General features: G+C 67.0%; 14 protein-coding genes and 1 tRNA gene. 2 read left to right on the forward strand and 13 right to left on the reverse strand.

Translation table 11 applies throughout. The features are described 5' to 3' along the window. Window positions 1-31: 31 nt before the first annotated feature. The 11 genes from ACVFYP_RS21965 to ffh form a co-directional block, all read right to left on the reverse strand. Window positions 32-1,603, reverse strand: coding sequence for an ICP22 family protein (locus ACVFYP_RS21965; protein WP_499202350.1), 1,572 nt, complete (start codon window positions 1,601-1,603; stop codon window positions 32-34). A gap of 386 nt (window positions 1,604-1,989) precedes the next feature. Beyond that, window positions 1,990-3,294: a UDP-glucose dehydrogenase family protein gene (locus ACVFYP_RS21970; protein ID WP_499202555.1), complete on the reverse strand. Its 1,305-nt coding sequence runs from the start codon at window positions 3,292-3,294 to the stop codon at window positions 1,990-1,992. Window positions 3,295-3,676: 382 nt separating this feature from the next. Then, window positions 3,677-3,753 (reverse strand) — tRNA-Arg (locus ACVFYP_RS21975). A 132-nt stretch (window positions 3,754-3,885) separates the two neighbouring features. Further along, window positions 3,886-4,998, reverse strand: a complete 1,113-nt coding sequence (leuB, locus tag ACVFYP_RS21980) for a 3-isopropylmalate dehydrogenase (RefSeq protein WP_499202351.1) — start codon at window positions 4,996-4,998, stop codon at window positions 3,886-3,888. A gap of 89 nt (window positions 4,999-5,087) precedes the next feature. Further along, window positions 5,088-5,705 (reverse strand): 3-isopropylmalate dehydratase small subunit, encoded by a 618-nt coding sequence (gene leuD / locus ACVFYP_RS21985; protein ID WP_499202352.1) that lies wholly within the window; start codon window positions 5,703-5,705, stop codon window positions 5,088-5,090. A gap of 1 nt (window position 5,706) precedes the next feature. Beyond that, window positions 5,707-7,131, reverse strand: coding sequence for a 3-isopropylmalate dehydratase large subunit (gene leuC, locus ACVFYP_RS21990; protein WP_499202353.1), 1,425 nt, complete (start codon window positions 7,129-7,131; stop codon window positions 5,707-5,709). Between the two features lie 72 nt (window positions 7,132-7,203). Then, complete coding sequence (gene rplS, locus ACVFYP_RS21995) at window positions 7,204-7,587, reverse strand: 50S ribosomal protein L19 (RefSeq protein ID WP_499202354.1); 384 nt, start codon at window positions 7,585-7,587, stop codon at window positions 7,204-7,206. Window positions 7,588-7,613: 26 nt separating this feature from the next. Next, window positions 7,614-8,372 (reverse strand): tRNA (guanosine(37)-N1)-methyltransferase TrmD, encoded by a 759-nt coding sequence (gene trmD, locus ACVFYP_RS22000; RefSeq protein ID WP_499202355.1) that lies wholly within the window; start codon window positions 8,370-8,372, stop codon window positions 7,614-7,616. Next, window positions 8,369-8,884: a ribosome maturation factor RimM gene (rimM, locus tag ACVFYP_RS22005; protein ID WP_499202556.1), complete on the reverse strand. Its 516-nt coding sequence runs from the start codon at window positions 8,882-8,884 to the stop codon at window positions 8,369-8,371. Before rimM ends, trmD begins: the two co-directional genes overlap by 4 nt. Before the next feature lie 31 nt (window positions 8,885-8,915). Further along, window positions 8,916-9,257 (reverse strand): 30S ribosomal protein S16, encoded by a 342-nt coding sequence (gene rpsP, locus ACVFYP_RS22010; protein WP_499202356.1) that lies wholly within the window; start codon window positions 9,255-9,257, stop codon window positions 8,916-8,918. 22 nt (window positions 9,258-9,279) lie between these two features. Then, entirely contained in the window at window positions 9,280-10,665 is a 1,386-nt protein-coding gene (gene ffh, locus ACVFYP_RS22015) for a signal recognition particle protein (RefSeq protein ID WP_499202357.1), read from the reverse strand. A gap of 454 nt (window positions 10,666-11,119) precedes the next feature. Here ffh and ACVFYP_RS22020 point away from each other — a divergent pair, with 454 nt between their 5' ends. Further along, the gene (locus ACVFYP_RS22020) at window positions 11,120-12,616 is read left to right on the forward strand and encodes a tripartite tricarboxylate transporter permease (protein WP_499202358.1); all 1,497 of its coding nucleotides are present in this window, start codon (window positions 11,120-11,122) and stop codon (window positions 12,614-12,616) included. 88 nt (window positions 12,617-12,704) lie between these two features. Here the strand turns inward: ACVFYP_RS22020 and infC are convergent, their stop codons facing one another. Both infC and thrS read right to left on the reverse strand, forming a co-directional pair. Continuing rightward, window positions 12,705-13,229: a translation initiation factor IF-3 gene (gene infC, locus ACVFYP_RS22025; RefSeq protein WP_499202359.1), complete on the reverse strand. Its 525-nt coding sequence runs from the start codon at window positions 13,227-13,229 to the stop codon at window positions 12,705-12,707. Window positions 13,230-13,356: 127 nt separating this feature from the next. Further along, entirely contained in the window at window positions 13,357-15,318 is a 1,962-nt protein-coding gene (gene thrS / locus ACVFYP_RS22030) for a threonine--tRNA ligase (RefSeq protein ID WP_499202360.1), read from the reverse strand. A 137-nt stretch (window positions 15,319-15,455) separates the two neighbouring features. Here thrS and ACVFYP_RS22035 point away from each other — a divergent pair, with 137 nt between their 5' ends. After that, window positions 15,456-16,994, forward strand: a complete 1,539-nt coding sequence (locus ACVFYP_RS22035; protein WP_499202361.1) for an NYN domain-containing protein — start codon at window positions 15,456-15,458, stop codon at window positions 16,992-16,994. The last annotated feature ends 3 nt before the right edge of the window (window positions 16,995-16,997 follow it).

Below are 16,997 nucleotides of genomic sequence, written 5' to 3' on the forward strand. Positions count from 1 at the left end.
ACGGGCTGGCGGCCCTCCGCATTTTCGCCCGTCAATTTGGGGGCGCCGCCTGCGCGTTCGAACCGCCAGCCTCTTTTCGGTCAGTGACGTGATTGCCGCTCTTCGACTTCGGGGCGTTAGCCTCCTTAGGCTTGGACTCGCCACCGCTCTTCGGCTTCGCGCTGTCAGCCTCCTTCGGCTTCGCCTCACCACTGGCCTTCGGCTTCGAGCCGTCACCCTCCTTCGGCTTGGACTCACCACTGGCCTTCGGCTTTGGGCCTTCACCGTCCTTCGGCTTGGACTCACCACCGCCCTTCGGCTTCGCGCCGTCAGCCTCCTTCGGCTTCGCCTCACCACTGGCCTTCGGCTTCGAGCCGCCACCCTCCTTCGGCTTGGGCTCACCACCACCCTTGGGCTTCGAGCCATCGCCCTCCTTCGGCTTGGACTCACCACCACCCTTTGGCTTTGAGCCGTCACCTTCTTTCGGCTTGGACTCGCCACCGCCCTTCGGCTTCGAGCCATCGCCGTCCTTCGGCTTGGACTCGCCACCGCCCTTCGGCTTCGAGCCGTCACCCTCCTTCGGCTTGGAGGACCCGCCATTTGTTCGCTGGGCCGCTTCCAGGAGAAGCCGATTTTCTTCCAGCAACCGGGTCAGTATCGCCAACTCGTTGTAGCGCGTATTGAGGCTGGCCTGTTGTGTTTCCAGCTCCGCCTGCAACTTGCCGCGGACCTCCTCCACCTGGCTCAGGCGCTCGCTCAGAACGCGATTGGTCTCCTGCAACCCAGCGAGATGGGCATCTGGCTGCGGGGAAGGCGGCAGCTTCGTCGCCAGAACCGCGTCCTTCCGCTCCGGCGGCTTTCGCGTCGGGACCAGACGTGGCGGGTTCTCCGGCGTCGCGCGGCTGACGAACCACGGGCTATGCGCCAACTCCAGGTTGCGGCCGTGGATGACGGCGCTGACCTTGTGCTCACGCCCATCCTGCCGCGAAATCGGCGAGGGAAAGCGGAAAATGAAGCCGTGCGAGGCGAGATCGGGCCGCAGCGCCTGAAGTTCCTGGCGCCAGACGTCAGCGATCACGCTGCCCCTGTGCTCGCCATCCACCAGAATATCGACCAGCAGAGGCTGGTCCGGAAGGTCAGGGTCCGCCGCCCAGCCGCGCACCAGCTGATCGGTGCAGCGATCAATACTGCCCAGGCAGTTCGGGCCCGGCTCCAGCGCCGGATCGACGCGGCTTGTGGCCTCTGCGGAAAAGGATACGCCGCCCGAGCAGCGAAGCAGCGTTGCTTCCGACACCAGGCCGCGTCGGTTCGTGAGCACCACCTTGGCCTGACCGGCTCGCAGCTCAATCCCGCCGCGCGCAGCATGCACCTCGAGCACCACAGGCTCGCCACGACCCAGTTCCGGAAGCGGCAGAACCACTTCCTCGTTCCATCGGCCGTGGGTCAGATCATTGGCGGTCAAGGTGCCGTTGGCGGGGGCCAGCTTCAGATGAAGGTGGATCGTGTCCCCCTCGACATAGTCGATGGTCTGCACGGCGCGGTCGGGAAAGCGAACCCGAAAGCGGTGGATCGCGCCGGGGCGCAAAGGTTCGCTAAGTGGAAATTGCATCAGGAAGCGGCCCACACCCTCTCTGTTTCCCGGCAGAACCCGGGAACGCCCGATTATGCCAACATCGCACCGAGATACGCTAGAAGATCAGTAGCAAATACTATGCCTCGCCCCGATCTTGGGAGAAGACTGAATAGGATCGCGATTTACAATTCTTGAGAGATTTCGTCAGAAGAAACTTGGCGAAATTTCCAAGACTCCTGGTGCTGGCCTGACGCACGACGAAACCGCAGGCCATAACGCCATCCACCTGCCAGCAGCGCCGAAGCGGCCTGCAAACTTTGCGGAACTCAGGCCATCCTGGCAAGGCAAGTATCGCTGCAAGGCCCGTCCGCACCCATCACCAGGCATCAGACAAGCCAGCTGCCTTGAGCGAAGAGGAGGCGCCGAAGCGCCTCCCGTTACACGCGGCCGATAGACGAGTACTCGAAGCCGGCGGCACGCATGGTCGCCGGATCCCAGACGTTGCGCAGGTCGCAGACCACGGAGCCGTTCATGGCTTCCTTGATCTTCTCCGGCGCCAGGGCGCGGAACTCGTTCCATTCGGTCAGCAGCACCAGGGCATCCGCACCCTGAAGCGCGTCCAGCGCGGTGTCGGCGAAATACGCCTTGGCGGGCATCAGATCGCGAGCATGGGCAGGCTGCGGGTCGTAGATGCGGACTGAAGCACCGGCCTCCGCCAGCTTCGGCACGATAACCAGCGACGGCGCATCGCGCATGTCGTCGGTTTCCGGCTTGAAGGTCACGCCGAGCACGGCGATCGTCTTGCCGGAGATGTCGCCGCCCATAGCGTCGATCACGCGCCGCGCCATCGCCACCTTGCGCGCCTCATTGGCGGCGATGGTCTGCTCGACGATCGTCACCGGCGCGCCCAGCTCCTGCGCGCTGCGCGCCAAGGCCAGGGTGTCCTTGGGGAAGCAGCTGCCGCCATAGCCAGGGCCAGGGTGCAGGAACTTGCGCCCGATGCGCCCATCCAGGCCCATGCCCCGGGCCACGTCATGGACGTCGGCGCCCGCCTTTTCGCAGAGATCGGCCATCTGGTTGATGAAGGTGATCTTCACCGCCAGGAAGGCGTTAGAGGCGTATTTGATGAGCTCCGCCGTCTCAAGCGACGTGGCGATGACCGGCGTCTCGATCAGGTAAAGCGGACGGTACAGCCGCTTCAGAACATCCAGCGCCAAATCGGAATCCACGCCAACCACCACGCGGTCCGGCCGCATGAAGTCGCCGATGGCATTGCCCTCGCGCAGGAATTCCGGGTTGGAAGCCACCTCGATCTGGAGGTCCGGACGCGCCTTGCGGACAATCTCCTTGACCTTCCGCCCCGTGCCGACCGGCACGGTGGACTTGGTCACCAGCACCAGCGGCCCGTCGGCGGCCTTGGCGACCTGCTCGGCGGCCGCAAAGACATAGGACAGGTCGGCATGGCCATCGCCACGCCGGGTCGGCGTGCCCACGGCGAGGAACACGGCGCTGGCCCCGCGCACGGCGGCCTGGAGGTCGGTCGTGAAGGTCAGGCGGCCGTCGGCCGCATTGTCGATGACCAGCTTATCAAGACCAGGCTCGTAGATGGGGATGCGCCCCGCCTTCAGCGCTTCGATCTTCTCAGCAGCGACATCAACAACGACCACGTCAATGCCGAATTCGGCAAAGCAGGCACCCGATACAAGGCCGACATAGCCGGCACCAATTATGGAGATCTTCATACGACGTCCAGCTGTGGAGGCGGCCGCATCTTTGTCGATTCCAACCCTCTTCGCAACTGCGAAAAGAAGAGTGCTCGCGGCATGGTTGCAGTGGGGAACGGAAACGTGACCCCTGCGCCACACCCGGTCGCCGTCACGGATTTGGGTCGGTCAGCGCCGCGCCGCCGGCGTCCAGGGTCCTGGTCCCCGCTCGGCGAATGCGCTTGGCCCGTCAAACACAACGGTATCGAGCTGGGCTGGCGGCCACGCAACGCGCCGCCGCAAAAGGCACTACATGAGTGGGGGGGGGATGATGTAACTGGCCTTGCACCGCACCGAATAGCGGCAGACCAGTAAATCAATCTACTGCCAGCGAACTAAAGTCGCGGCGCAATAAAACCCGTGGCGGACCCGAAGAGATTCGAACTCCTAACCCCCAGATCCGTAGTCTGGTGCTCTATCCAATTGAGCTACGGGTCCGCACGGGAGCCGCTAGATAGCGGGCGGGATGGGGGTGCGCAACCCCATCGACACAATTTCCGGGGCAAAAAAAATCCGCCGGAGCGATTTCGCGCCGGCGGATTTGTTGCTTAGGAATCAAATGCTTCCGCGTCAGGCTGAGAGCTTCTCCAGCTCCCGCAGCACCGCCTCGCCCATCACCGTCGTGCCGACGCGGGCCATGCCAGGCGCCATGATGTCGGCGGTGCGCAGGCCACCGGCCAACACCTTCTCCACCGACTGCTCGATCAGCGTCGCATCCTCGTCCATGTCGAAGGACAGGCGCAGCAGCATCGCGAAGGACAGGATCTGGGCGCAGGGATTGGCCACGCCCTTGCCGGCGATATCCGGCGCGCTGCCATGGATCGGCTCATACAGCGCATGCCGCCGGCCATCCGCCTGCACCGCACCGATGGTGGCGGAGGGCAGCATGCCGAGCGAGCCGGTCAGCGCTGCGGCCAGGTCGGACAGCACGTCGCCGAACAGGTTGCCGCCCAGCACCACGTCGAACTGCTTCGGCCGGCTGGCCAACTGCATAGCGCAGTTGTCGGCATACATGTGCTCCAGCTCGACATCCGGGTATTCGGCCTTGCCGATCTCGCCCACCACGGCCCGCCACAACCGGCCGGACTGCATGACATTCGCCTTCTCGACGCTCGTCACCTTGTTGCGGCGCTTGCGGGCCAGGTCGAAGGCGACACGGGCCACGCGGGCGATCTCGTCCTCGGAATAGATCTCGGTGTCGATGCCGACGCGCTTGCCCTGCTCATTCACATGGATGCCGCGCGGCTCGCCGAAATAGATGCCGCCGGTGGTCTCCCGCACGATCATGATGTCGAGGCCGCGCACCAGATCGGCCCGAAGCGCGGAGGCCTCCACCAGCGGCGCCAGCACCACGGCCGGGCGCAGATTGGCGAAAAGCTGCAAATCCTTGCGGAGGCGCAGGATGCCCAGTTCCGGCCGCTGATCGAAGGGCAGGCTGTCCCATTTCGGGCCGCCGACGGAGCCGAACAGCACCGCATCGGCGGCGCTGGCGGCGGCGACCGTCTCATCCGGGCAGGGAGAACCGGTGGCATCCAGCGCCGCGCCGCCCACCAGGCCCTCATTGATGTCGAAGGTGACGCTGCGGCGGCGGTCCATCCAGTCGATGATGCGGCGCACTTCGCGCATCACTTCCGGCCCGATGCCGTCGCCCGGCAGGATGAGGAGCTTTTTATTGGCGGGCATCTTGGCGTTCGTCCTGTCGGGAAGGGCACTCCCTCCCCCGCCTCGCGGGGAAGGGTCGGGGTGGGGGGCCAGGACGGCCCCCGAAACACTCAGGCCTCGGCGTAGAGCCAGGGCTGGGCCGCGCGCTGCTTCGCCTCGAAGCCGTCGATCGCCGGCGCGTGCTGCATGGTCTGGCCGATATCGTCGAGGCCGTTGAGCAGCAGGTGGCGGCGGAAGGGGTCGATCTGGAAGGGAATCTCCTCCCCGTTCGGCCGCACCACGACCTGCCGCTCCAGATCCACAGTCAGGCGCGCATTGCCGCCCATCCGCGCATCTTCCATCAGCTGCTCACAGATCTCGCGCGGCAGCGCAACCGGCAGCACGCCGTTCTTGAAGCTGTTGGAGTGGAAGATGTCGGCGAAATCCGGCGCGATGACGCAGCGGATGCCGAAATCCAGCAGCGCCCAGGGCGCATGCTCGCGGGAGGAGCCGCAGCCGAAATTGTCGAAGGCGATCAGGATCTCGGCGTGCCGGTAGGGTTCCTGATTGAGCACGAAGTCCGGGTTCTCCGTCCCGTCCTCGTTGTAGCGCATATTGGCGAACAGGCTTTTGCCGAGGCCGGTCCGGGCAATGGTCTTCAGGAAGCGCGCCGGGATGATCTTGTCGGTGTCGATGTTCGCGGCAGGCATCGGCGCCGCGACGCCGGTCAGCGTGGTGAATGGCCGCATGTCACACGCCCTCCTTCGGCTGGAAGTTCCGCACATCGACCAGGTGGCCGTGGATCGCCGCCGCCGCCGCCATGGCCGGAGAGACCAGATGCGTGCGGCCGCCGGGGCCCTGGCGGCCCTCGAAGTTGCGGTTGCTGGTGCTGGCGCTGCGCTGGCCGGGCTTCAGCTTGTCCGGGTTCATGCCGAGGCACATCGAGCAGCCCGCCTCGCGCCACTCGAAGCCGGCCTCCTTCAGGACGATGTCGAGCCCCTCATCCTCCGCCTGCTTTTTCACCAGGCCGGAGCCCGGCACCACCAGGGCGCGCACGCCTTCGGCCACCTTCTTGCCGCGCACCATGGCGGCGGCGGCGCGGATGTCCTCGATGCGGGAATTGGTGCAGGAGCCGATGAAGGCGACGTCGATCTTCAGCCCGTCCAGCTTCTGGCCCGGCTGCAGATCCATGTATTGCAGCATGCGCGTCATCTGCGCGCGGCGGTCCTCATCCTCGACCAGGGCCGGGTCCGGCACCACGCCCGTGATCGGCAGCACGGCCTCGGGGTTGGTGCCCCAGGTGACCTGCGGTGCGATCTGCGCGGCGTCCAGCACCACTTCCTTGTCGAAATGCGCGCCTTCGTCGGAGGGCAGCGTCTTCCACCAGGCGACGGCCTTGTCGAAATCCGCGCCCTTCGGCGCGAAGGGGCGGCCGCGCACGTAGTCGAAGGTCACCTGGTCCGGCGCCACCATGCCGGCGCGGGCGCCGGCCTCGATGGTCATGTTGCAGAGCGTCATGCGCCCGGCCATGTCCAGCGCGCGGATCGCCTCGCCGGCATATTCGATGACATAGCCGGTGCCGCCGCCGGTGCCGATCTGGCCGATGATGGCGAGCACGATGTCCTTCGCCGTGCAGCCCACCGGCAGCACGCCATCCACCGTCACCCGCATGTTCTTCGCGGGTTTTTGGAGCAGCGTCTGGGTGGCCATGACGTGCTCGACCTCGGAGGTGCCGATGCCGAAGGCCAGTGCGCCGAGTGCGCCATGGGTGGAGGTGTGGCTGTCACCGCAGACCAGCGTCATACCCGGCAGGGACAGGCCCAGCTCCGGGCCGATGACATGCACGATGCCCTGGCGGATATCGGTCAGCGGGATATAGGGCACGCCGAATTCGACGACATTGCGCTCCAGCGTCTCGACCTGCTGGCGGCTATCCGGATCCTCGATGCGGCCGTAGCGGCTGCTGTCCGTGGCGATGTTGTGGTCGACCACCGCAATGGTCGCATCCGGTCGGCGCAGCTTGCGACCGGCGAGGCGAAGGCCTTCGAAGGCCTGGGGGCTGGTGACTTCATGGGTGAGGTGCTTGTCGATGTAGAGGACCGCGGTGCCATCCGGCAGCGTCTCCACGACATGCGCATCCCAGATCTTGTCGAACAGCGTGCGTGGCTTGGCCATCGCTTTCCCCTTCTTGCCTTCTTGCCCTCCCCAGCCACTGGCCCCGCCCGTACTGGCGGGGCCGAAGCCGGATCAGGCTGCCGCGGTCTCGCGCTTGTCGCGCGCCCGCTCTTCGATGCGCGCGGACTTGCCGGTCCGGCCACGCAGGTAATACAGCTTCGCGCGGCGCACCTTGCCGCGGCGCACCACCACGATCTCCGCCACGTTCGGGGAGTACAGCGGGAAGATGCGCTCCACGCCCTCGCCGTAGGACAGCTTCCGGACCGTGAAGTTGCTGTTCAGGCCGCGGTTGCTGCGGGCGATGCAGACGCCTTCATAGGCCTGCACGCGGGTGCGCTCGCCTTCCACGACCTTCACCATGACGCGGAGCGTATCGCCCGCATCGAAGGCCGGCGTCGGGCGCTTCTCGGAGAGGCGCGCCTGCTGGGCGGCCTCGAACTGCTGGAGCAGGTTCATCGGGTGGTTCCTTCCAATCTTTGCATCTAGGCGGCGGCTGGGTGGCCGTCCAGCCGCCCCGCCTTCGCGATTTCCGTGTTGCCGGCAGCCTTGCCGGCATATGCGTTCCAGAGGTCCGGCCGCCGCGCGCGGGTCGCGGCCTCCGCCTCGGCGCGGCGCCAGCGTGCGACCTCGGCATGATGGCCGGAAAGCAGCACGTCGGGCACGCGCCGGCCCTGCCATTCGGCGGGGCGGGTATAGTGCGGGTATTCCAGAAGGCCCTCGGCGCCGTGGCTTTCCTCCGCCGCGCTGGCCGCGCCGCCCATCACACCCGGCAGCAGCCGGATGCAGGCATCGAGCAGCAGCAGCGCCGCGGGTTCGCCGCCCGACAGCACGAAATCCCCGGCGGAGACCTCGACCATCTCGCGGGCTTCGATCACCCGCTGGTCGACGCCTTCGTAGCGGCCACACAGCAGCACCAGGCCGGGACCGGCGGAGAGGTCACGCACCAGCGCCTGGTCCAGCTTCCGCCCACGCGGCGTCAGATAGACCAGCGGCGCGCCGGGATTGGCCGCCGTCGCCGCTTCGCAGGCCGCGTCCAGCACATCCGGCCGCATCACCATGCCCGCGCCTCCACCGAAGGGGGTGTCGTCCACCGTGCGGTGCTTGTCCGTGGCGAAGCCGCGGATATCCATCGTCTCCAGCGCCCAGCGCCCCTCCCGCAACGCCTTGCCCGCGAGGGACAGGCCGAGCGGGCCGGGGAACATCTCCGGGAACAGGGTCAGGATGGTGGCCCGCCAGCTCACGCCGCGTCCTCCCCGGCTTGCGGGGCGACGATCACCTCGGCCGGCGGTGCGACCATCACCCGACCCGCGGCGATATCCACCACCGGCACCACCTTCTTGGTGAAGGGCAGCAGCACTTCCCCGGCCGGACCATCGACCACCAGGAAGGCCCCGGCGCCGTGATCCTCCACCGCGCGGATGGTGCCCAGCGTGGCGCCGTCCTCGGTCAGTGCGGGCAGCCCTTCCAGGTCACAGAGGAAGAACTCCTCCGGATCCTCGGGCGGCGGCAGGCGGTCGCGTTCGGCATAGAGCTTGATACCGGTGAGCTTCGCGGCCTGGTCGCGATCCGCCACACCCTCGACCCGGGCAAGCCCGTCCGGCAGGGCGGTCAGCGCGATACGGCGCGTGCCTTCGGCATCGGTCAGGGGGCCGTAGGTGCCGATGGCCATCGGGTCGGCGGTGAAGGCGCGCAGGCGCAGCAGGCCGCGCACGCCATGCGGCCGCCCGATCTCCCCCACCAACACCCGCTTCACCCGCGCCACGGCCTAGGTCCCCTGCTCTGCCTCAGCCCGCCGCGGCGGCGTTGGCGGCGGCGCGTTCCTGCGCCTTCTTCTTCGGGGCGGCCTGCTTGGGCTGCTCCGCATAGACCGGCATCGGCGCCAGGCCGGCATGGCCGAGGAACTTCGCGACGCGATCGGTCGGCAGGGCGCCGACGGACTTCCAATGCGCGATGCGCTCGGCGAACAGGCGCACGCGCTCCGGATGGTCGGAGGGCAGCATCGGATTGTAGCTGCCCAGCTTCTCGATGAAGCGGCCATCGCGCGGGCTGCGGCTGTCCGCCACCACGATGTGGTAGTAGGGGCGCTTCTTGGCGCCGGCGCGCGCGAGGCGGATCTTGAGGCCCATGAGGGTTACCTTCTCCTGATCTTCAAAACGGTCGTTTGTTACCAAGGCCGGGCATGAGCGCGCCGAGACCGCCGCGCATCATCCCCTTCTGGCCCATCTTGTTCATCCGCTTCATCATGTCCGACATGTCGTCGAACTGCTTCAGCAGTCGATTCACTTCCTGCACCGTGGTGCCAGAGCCGGCGGCGATGCGCTTCTTCCGCGACGCCTTGATGAGGTCCGGCTTGCGCCGTTCCTTCACCGTCATCGAGGAGATGATCGCCGCCTGGCGCTTCAACATGGACTGGTCGAGATTGGCGTTCTCGATCTGCGCCTTCATCTTGCCGATGCCGGGCAGCATGCCGAGGATGCCGGAAAGCGAGCCCATCTTGCCGATCTGCTTGATCTGCTGGGCATAGTCCTCGAGGTCGAAAGACCCCTTCTGCATCTTCCTGGCGAGCTTTTCGGCTTCCGCCTGGTCGATCGTCTCCGCCGCGCGCTCGACGAGGGAGACGATGTCGCCCATGCCGAGGATGCGGTTGGCGATGCGGTCGGGATGGAAATCCTCCAGCGCATCCAGCTTCTCGCCGGCGCCCAGCAGCTTGATCGGGGCGCCGGTGACGGCCCGCATGGACAGCGCCGCGCCACCGCGCGCATCGCCATCGACGCGGGTCATGACAATGCCCGTGACGCCGACCTGTTCGTTGAAGGCGCGCGCCGTCTGCACCGCGTCCTGGCCGGTCATGGCATCGACCACCAGCAGCGTCTCATGCGGTTTTGCGAATGCCTTCACCGCCGCGACTTCGGCCATCAGCTCGGCATCGATGGACAGGCGGCCCGCCGTATCCAGGATGACCACGTCGAACAGCTCGCGCCGGGCGACATCCATGGCCCGCGCCGCGATCTCCAACGGCCGCTGGCCCATGACGATCGGCAGGCAGGTGACCTCGGCGCGATCCGCCAGCTGCTGCAACTGCAACTGCGCCGCCGGGCGATGCACGTCGAGCGAGGCCAGCAGGACCTTCTTGCGATCGCGCGTGCGCAGCCGCAGCGCGATCTTGCCGGAGGTCGTGGTCTTGCCGGAGCCCTGCAGGCCGACCATCAGGATCGGCAGGGGCGCCGGCGCATTCAGATCGATGCCGCGCTTGCCGTCATCGCCTTCGCCACCACCCAGCGCCTCAACCAGCGCGTCGTTGACGATCTTGATGACCTGCTGGGCGGGGGAGACGCTGCGGATGACCTCCTGGCCCACGGCGCGGTCGCGCACGCGGTTCACCAGGTCCTTCACCACGGGCAAAGCGACATCGGCCTCCAGCAGCGCGATGCGGACTTCCCGCAGCGCCTCCTGGACATCGGCATCCGACAGGGCGCCACGACGGCGCAGCTTGTCGAAAACCCCTGTCAGCCTGTTGCCCAACGCCTCGAACATCGCGGCGGTACTGCCCTTTCCAACCACACGATCGCCCAAACGAAAACGCGCCGCTGCGCGAGCCTTCGCGGAGCGACGGAGCCGACCCGCATCAGGCGGGGCGACCTAAGGGTGTCCGGGCGACCGAACGGGGTTGCGGTTAGCCCTCCGCCCCCGCCGCGTCAAGCTTTCCCTGGCCAGGCCGCCGGAACGCCGCGGCAACGGCACGCCATCCAACCGTTAAAATGCAGCAATATAAAATTGGGACATAATTACGGCTTTTGTCTGGCGGAATTGCTGCATCTTCAGCAGCAAGTCGGAGCCCAGCGCCCGGTCGCGGCGGCATCCCCAAAAACGGAGGCTCCCCATGAAAGACAATCGCACCCGCTCAACCCTTGCCAGGCCCGGCCGCCCCGCCAATGGCCTGGCCCTTGCCTGCCGCCACCGCATCCTGCTCGGCTGAGGGGGGCGGCGCATGCTGGATAACCTGATCCTCGGCTTCTCCGTCGCCCTCACCGTCCAGAACCTCAGCTTCGCCTTCCTCGGCGCCATGGTCGGCACCGCCATCGGGGTGCTGCCGGGCCTCGGCCCCACCGCCACCATCTCCCTGCTGCTGCCGCTGACCTTCGGGCTGGACCCGACCACCGCCATCATCATGCTGGCCGGCATCTACTACGGCGCCCAGTATGGCGGCTCGACCACCGCCATCCTGCTGAACCTGCCGGGCGAGATCTCCGGCGTGGTCACAGCGATCGAGGGCTACAAGATGGCTCAACAGGGCCGCGCCGGCGCGGCCCTCGCCGCGGCAGCCATCGGCTCCTTTTTCGCGGGCTCCGTCTCCACCTTCGTGGTGGCCCTGTCCGGGCCGCTGCTGACCTCCGTCGCCCTATCCTTCGGTCCGCCCGATTATTTCTCGCTGATGCTGCTCGGGCTGATCGTGTCCTGCATCCTGGCGCAGGGCAGCGTTATCGCTGCCATCGCCATGGTGGTGGCGGGGGTCTGCATCGGCATGGTCGGAACAGATGTGCAGACCGGCCAGCAGCGCTTCACCTTCGGCATCCCGGAATTGTCCGATGGCATCAACTTCGTGGTGCTCGCCATGGGCCTGTTCGGCATCGCGGAGATCATGGTGAACCTGGAGAACCCCGAGATCCGCAAGGGCATCGTGGCCAAGCGCGGTCGGCTGTGGCTGACGCGGGAGGAGTGGCGCTACGCCACGCCGGCGGCCATCCGCGGCACACTGTTGGGCACCGTACTCGGCATCCTGCCGGGCGGCGGCGCCTCGCTGTCCTCCTTCGGCTCCTACATGGTGGAGCGGCGGATTTCCCGGCAGCCGGAGCGTTTCGGCAATGGCGCGATCGAGGGCCTGGCCGGGCCGGAAAGCGCCAACAATGCGGGCGCGCAGGCCAGCTTCATCCCGCTGCTGACGCTGGGCATCCCCTCCAATGCCGTCATGGCGCTGATGACCGGCGCGCTGATCATCCAGGGCATCCAGCCGGGCCCGCGCATGGTGGAGTCGCAGCCGGAGCTGTTCTGGGGGCTGATCGCCTCCATGTGGGTCGGCAACCTGATGCTGCTGATCATCAACCTGCCGATGATCGGCCTCTGGGTGCAGTTGCTGCGGGTTCCCTACAAGTACCTCTATGCCGGCATCCTGGTGTTCTGCTGCATCGGTTCCTACAGCCTGAACAACAATATCTTCGACGTCTATATGATGGCCGTCTGGGGTGGCGTCGGATACATGTTCAAGAAGTTCCGGCTGGAACCAGCCCCGCTTCTGCTGGGCTTCGTGCTCGGCCCGATGATGGAGGAGCATCTGCGGCGCGCCATGCTTCTGTCGCGCGGCGATCCCTCCACCTTCATCGAACGTCCGATCAGCGGCACGCTGCTGGCACTGGCGGCACTTGCCCTGACCATGATGCTGCTGCCGGCCATCCGGAAGAAGAAGGAGGAAGCGATGGAGGCCGGCTGACGCCGCCTCCGACCTTCGCCGGCCCCGACATGAAAAAGGCCCCGCCATCCGGCGGGGCCGCTCCATGTCCGACTGGCGGCCGGCACCCTTATTTGGGCGCCAGCACCATGATCATCTGGCGGTTTTCCAGGCGCGGCATGGATTCCACCTTCGTGGCCTCCGCCAGCTCCGTCCGGATCCGGTCCAGCACCTTCAGGCCAAGGTCCTGATGCGCCATTTCGCGGCCGCGGAAGCGGAGCGTGACCTTCACCTTGTCGCCGTCGCCAATGAATTCCTTCATCTGGCGCATCTTCACTTCGTAATCGTGGTCGTCGATATTCGGACGGACCTTGATTTCCTTCAGCTCGACGACCTTCTGACGCTTGCGCGCCTCGTTGGCCTTCTTCTGCTGCTCATACTTGTACTTGCCGTAATCCGTGATCTTGCAGACCGGCGGGACGGCGTTCGGGCTGATTTCGAGCAGGTCGAGGCCGACCTCATAAGCCCGCAGCAACGCATCGCGCGCCGACATCACCCCGATCATTTCACCGTCCTGATCGATCAGGCGGACCTGGGGGACACGGATGTCTTCATTGACCCGCGGGCCGTCGCGCGTCGGCAACTGGGCGGGCATCGGACCTCGGGCTATAGCGCTCTCCTGTCGTCGTTCAAGGCGTAATCTGGCTTGTTATGGCGATGCGACCCCGCCGAAGCAAGCGGGAGGCGCGCGCCAAGGGCGCGCGACTCCGTAAAATATGGCATTATTGCGTCGCAACATCCGCCTTCTGGGCGTCGGCGAGGTCCGGTGCCGTGGCTTGAGCCACCAGCCGCGCGATTGCCTCCGAAAGCGGCAGGCTTTCCTGCTCCCGCCCCGGCAGGCGGCGCAGCACCAGCATGCCTTCCTCCGCCTCCCGCCGCCCGACCACGGCCAGCACCGGCACGCGCTGGGCGATGTGGTCAGGCACCTTGCGGTTGATCTTCTCGTTCCGCAGATCGAGTTCCACCCGCAGCCCCGCCTTGGCCAGCGCCGCCGCGGCCTTCCGCGCGTAATCGTCGGCATCCGAGACGATGGTCGCCACCACCACCTGCACCGGCGCCAGCCAGAGCGGGAAGCGGCCCGCATGCTGCTCGATCAGGATGCCGAGGAAGCGCTCGAAGCTGCCGAGGATCGCCCGGTGCAGCATGACCGGCCGCTTCCGGGTGCCGTCTTCCGCCGCATAGACAGCATCCAGACGTTCCGGCAGCACGAAGTCCACCTGCAAGGTGCCGCATTGCCAGTCGCGTCCGATGGCGTCGCGCAGCACGAATTCCAGCTTCGGGCCGTAGAAGGCGCCCTCCCCCGGGTTCAACTCGTAGTCCACGCCGGCGACCGCGCAGGCCTCCTTCAACGCGCCCTCGGCACGATCCCAGGTCGCGTCATCCCCCGCCCGCACCGCTGGCCGGTCGGAGAACTTCACCCGGAACTCGCTAAAGCCCAGGTCGCGATAGATGCCGGAGAGCAGCGCCACGAACTGCACCGTCTCATCCGCGATCTGATGTTCCTCGCAGAAGATATGCGCATCGTCCTGCGTGAAGGCGCGCACGCGCATGATGCCGTGCAGCGCGCCCGAAGGCTCGAAGCGGTGGCAGGCGCCGAATTCGGCCATGCGCAGCGGCAGCTCGCGATAGCTCCGGACGCCCTGGTTGAAGATCTGCACATGGCAGGGGCAGTTCATCGGCTTCAGGGCGTAGGTGCGGTCCGCCTCATCCTTGTCCTCGACCTTGGCGAGGAACATGGCGTGGCGGAACTTCTCCCAGTGGCCGGACTCCTCCCACAGCCGGCGGTCGACCAGCTGGGGGGTCTTCACCTCCTGATAGTCGGCCTGGTCGAGCCGGCGGCGCATATAGTCCTCGACCGTCCGGTACAGCTTCCAGCCCTTGGGGTGCCAGAAGACGCTGCCGGTCGCCTCCTCCTGGAGATGGAACAGGCCCATTTCCTTGCCGATGCGGCGGTGGTCACGCTTTTCCGCCTCCTCGACCTGCAGAAGGTAGGCGTCGAGTTCCTTCTGGTCGCGCCAGGCGGTGCCGTAGATGCGCGACAGCACCGGGTTCTCGGACTTGCCGCGCCAATAGGCTCCGGCGACCTTGGTCAGCTTGAAGGCGGTGCCGACATCGCCGGTGGAACGCATATGCGGCCCACGGCAGAGGTCGATCCAGTCGCCCTGGCTGTAGAGGCTGATGTCCACGCCATCCGGCAGGTCGCGGATCAGCTCGACCTTGAAGGCCTCGCCCTTCTTTTCGAACAGGGCGGTCGCCTCGGCACGCGAAACCACGCTGCGTTTGAAGGCGGCGTTGCGGGCCACGATCTCCCGCATCCGTCCTTCGATCGCGGCGAAGTCCTCGACGCTGAAGGGCTGATTGCGGAAGAAATCGTAATAGAAACCGTTCTCGATGGTCGGGCCGATGGTCACCTGGGTGCCGGGAAACAGGTCCTGCACCGCCTCCGCCAGCACATGGGCGGTGTCGTGGCGGATCATCTCCAGCGCCTCGGGGTCGCGGCGGGTGATGAAGCGCAGGCTGGCATCGGCCGCGATCTCGTCGGAGAGGTCGCGCAGCTGGCCGTCCACCATCATGGCGAGGGCAGCCTTGGCCAGGCCGGGGCCAATGCTGGCCGCAACCGTCGTGCCCGTGACGGGCCCGGCGAAGTCGCGGACAGAACCGTCAGGCAGGGTGATCGCGGGCATCGGGATACAAGGCTCCTGGACTGTGCCATAAAGGGCGCGGACCATGACCAGCCTGCCGCCTTGCCGTCAAGGCGACTTCGGACATGACTGCCCCCCTGATGACCAGAATGCCGACACTTATTCGGCCGGATGACTCCATGACCCCACAACAACAGCCGCCCCGCGCGGCGCTCTACGTTGATTTCGACAATGTCTTCATGGCGCTGCTGAGATGGGATGAACGGGCCGCCTATGCCTTCGGCGAGCGCCCCGATGCCTGGCTCGCCTGGCTGGAGGGTCGCGGCGAGAGCGGGCCGCCGGCCACAAGGCGCACGTTGGTGCGGCGCTGCTACCTCAATCCGGGCGGATATCATGATTTTCAGCCCGGCCGGCCAGTTGCCCGCTATCGCGCCACGCGGGACCTGCGCAACCGCGCCTATTTCTCGGAATTCCGCGCCAATTTCGTCCAGGCCGGTTTCGACGTGGTGGATTGCCCGCCGGTCGCCTGGCTCAAGAACAGCGCCGACATGAAGATGGCGCTGGATATCCGGGAGGCGCTGGACCACCGCACGCATTTCGACGAATTCGTGCTGCTGTCCGGCGACAGCGACTTCCTGCCGGCGCTGGCCCGGCTACGGGCGCATGACCGGCGCATCACCATCCTGGCGCAGGACACGGCCAAGGCCGCCTATCTGGCGGCGGCGGATCTGGTGGTGGGTCTGGATGAATTCGCGCATGAGGGCATGGGCAACCTGCCCATCGCCCAGGTCAGCGCCGCACCGCCCGCCCCTGCTGCCTCACCATCGCGCGCCCCGGACGCGACCGAATTGCGCGCCCAGGTGCTGGCCTGGCTGCGAGAGGCGCTGGCCCGAAGCCAGGCCGGAGCGTTGCGCCTGGCCGATCTCGGCCAGACCCTGCCCCGCGCCTTCCCCGCTTTGCGGCAAACGGATTATGCCGGCGCGGGCTCGCTCGGCGGTCTGATCGAAAGCGCCCAGGACCCGCGCCTGTCGCTCTCCGGCCCGCCCACTCGGCGCTGGGTTTTCGATGCGGAGCGCGGTGGCGCCCCCGCCGAGGAGCAGGCGGAAGCCGAGCCGGAGCCCGCCGCCGTCACGTCGGCGCGCCCGACCCATGTCGAAGCGCCCATGGTCGAAACGCCCATGGTCGAGGCCCCCGTGGTCGAGCAGGCCGCCGAGCCCGAGGTGGTGACGGAGCAGGTCACGGCACACACCCCGCCTGAGCCCGCCTCGCCCGAGCCCGCCACTCCGACCGAGCCGACACCGGAAGCCGCGGCGATGGAGGCCGCGCTGCTGCTGCGCGACCTGCTCTGGGGCTCGCGTGACCCCAAGGGCCTGCCACATGACCTGCCGGCCTTCACCCCGACGGAAATCGGCTTCCTGCTGCCCGCCATCGCCGCTGCCCTGCCGCTGGACCCCGCCAGTGCGGCGCCTGAACTGGCGGAGGCCGCGGCCGCGCAGGGGCTGCACATTTCGGCACGGGAGGTGACGGCACTGCTGCGCTGGCTGATGCGCGGCTATGTGAAGCTGCATGAGCCGGTGGGGCCGGAGGGCACCGCGCGCCTCGCCCGGGTGCTCTACGCCACCCTGCTCAACACCACCCGGGGCCTGGGTGAGAAGCTGTCCGAGGTGGAGATGGAGGCGCTGCGCGCCTGGACGCAGAGCGGCGTCCCTGCCGGCTGACAG

Source organism: Roseomonas sp. F4 (assembly GCF_053891155.1).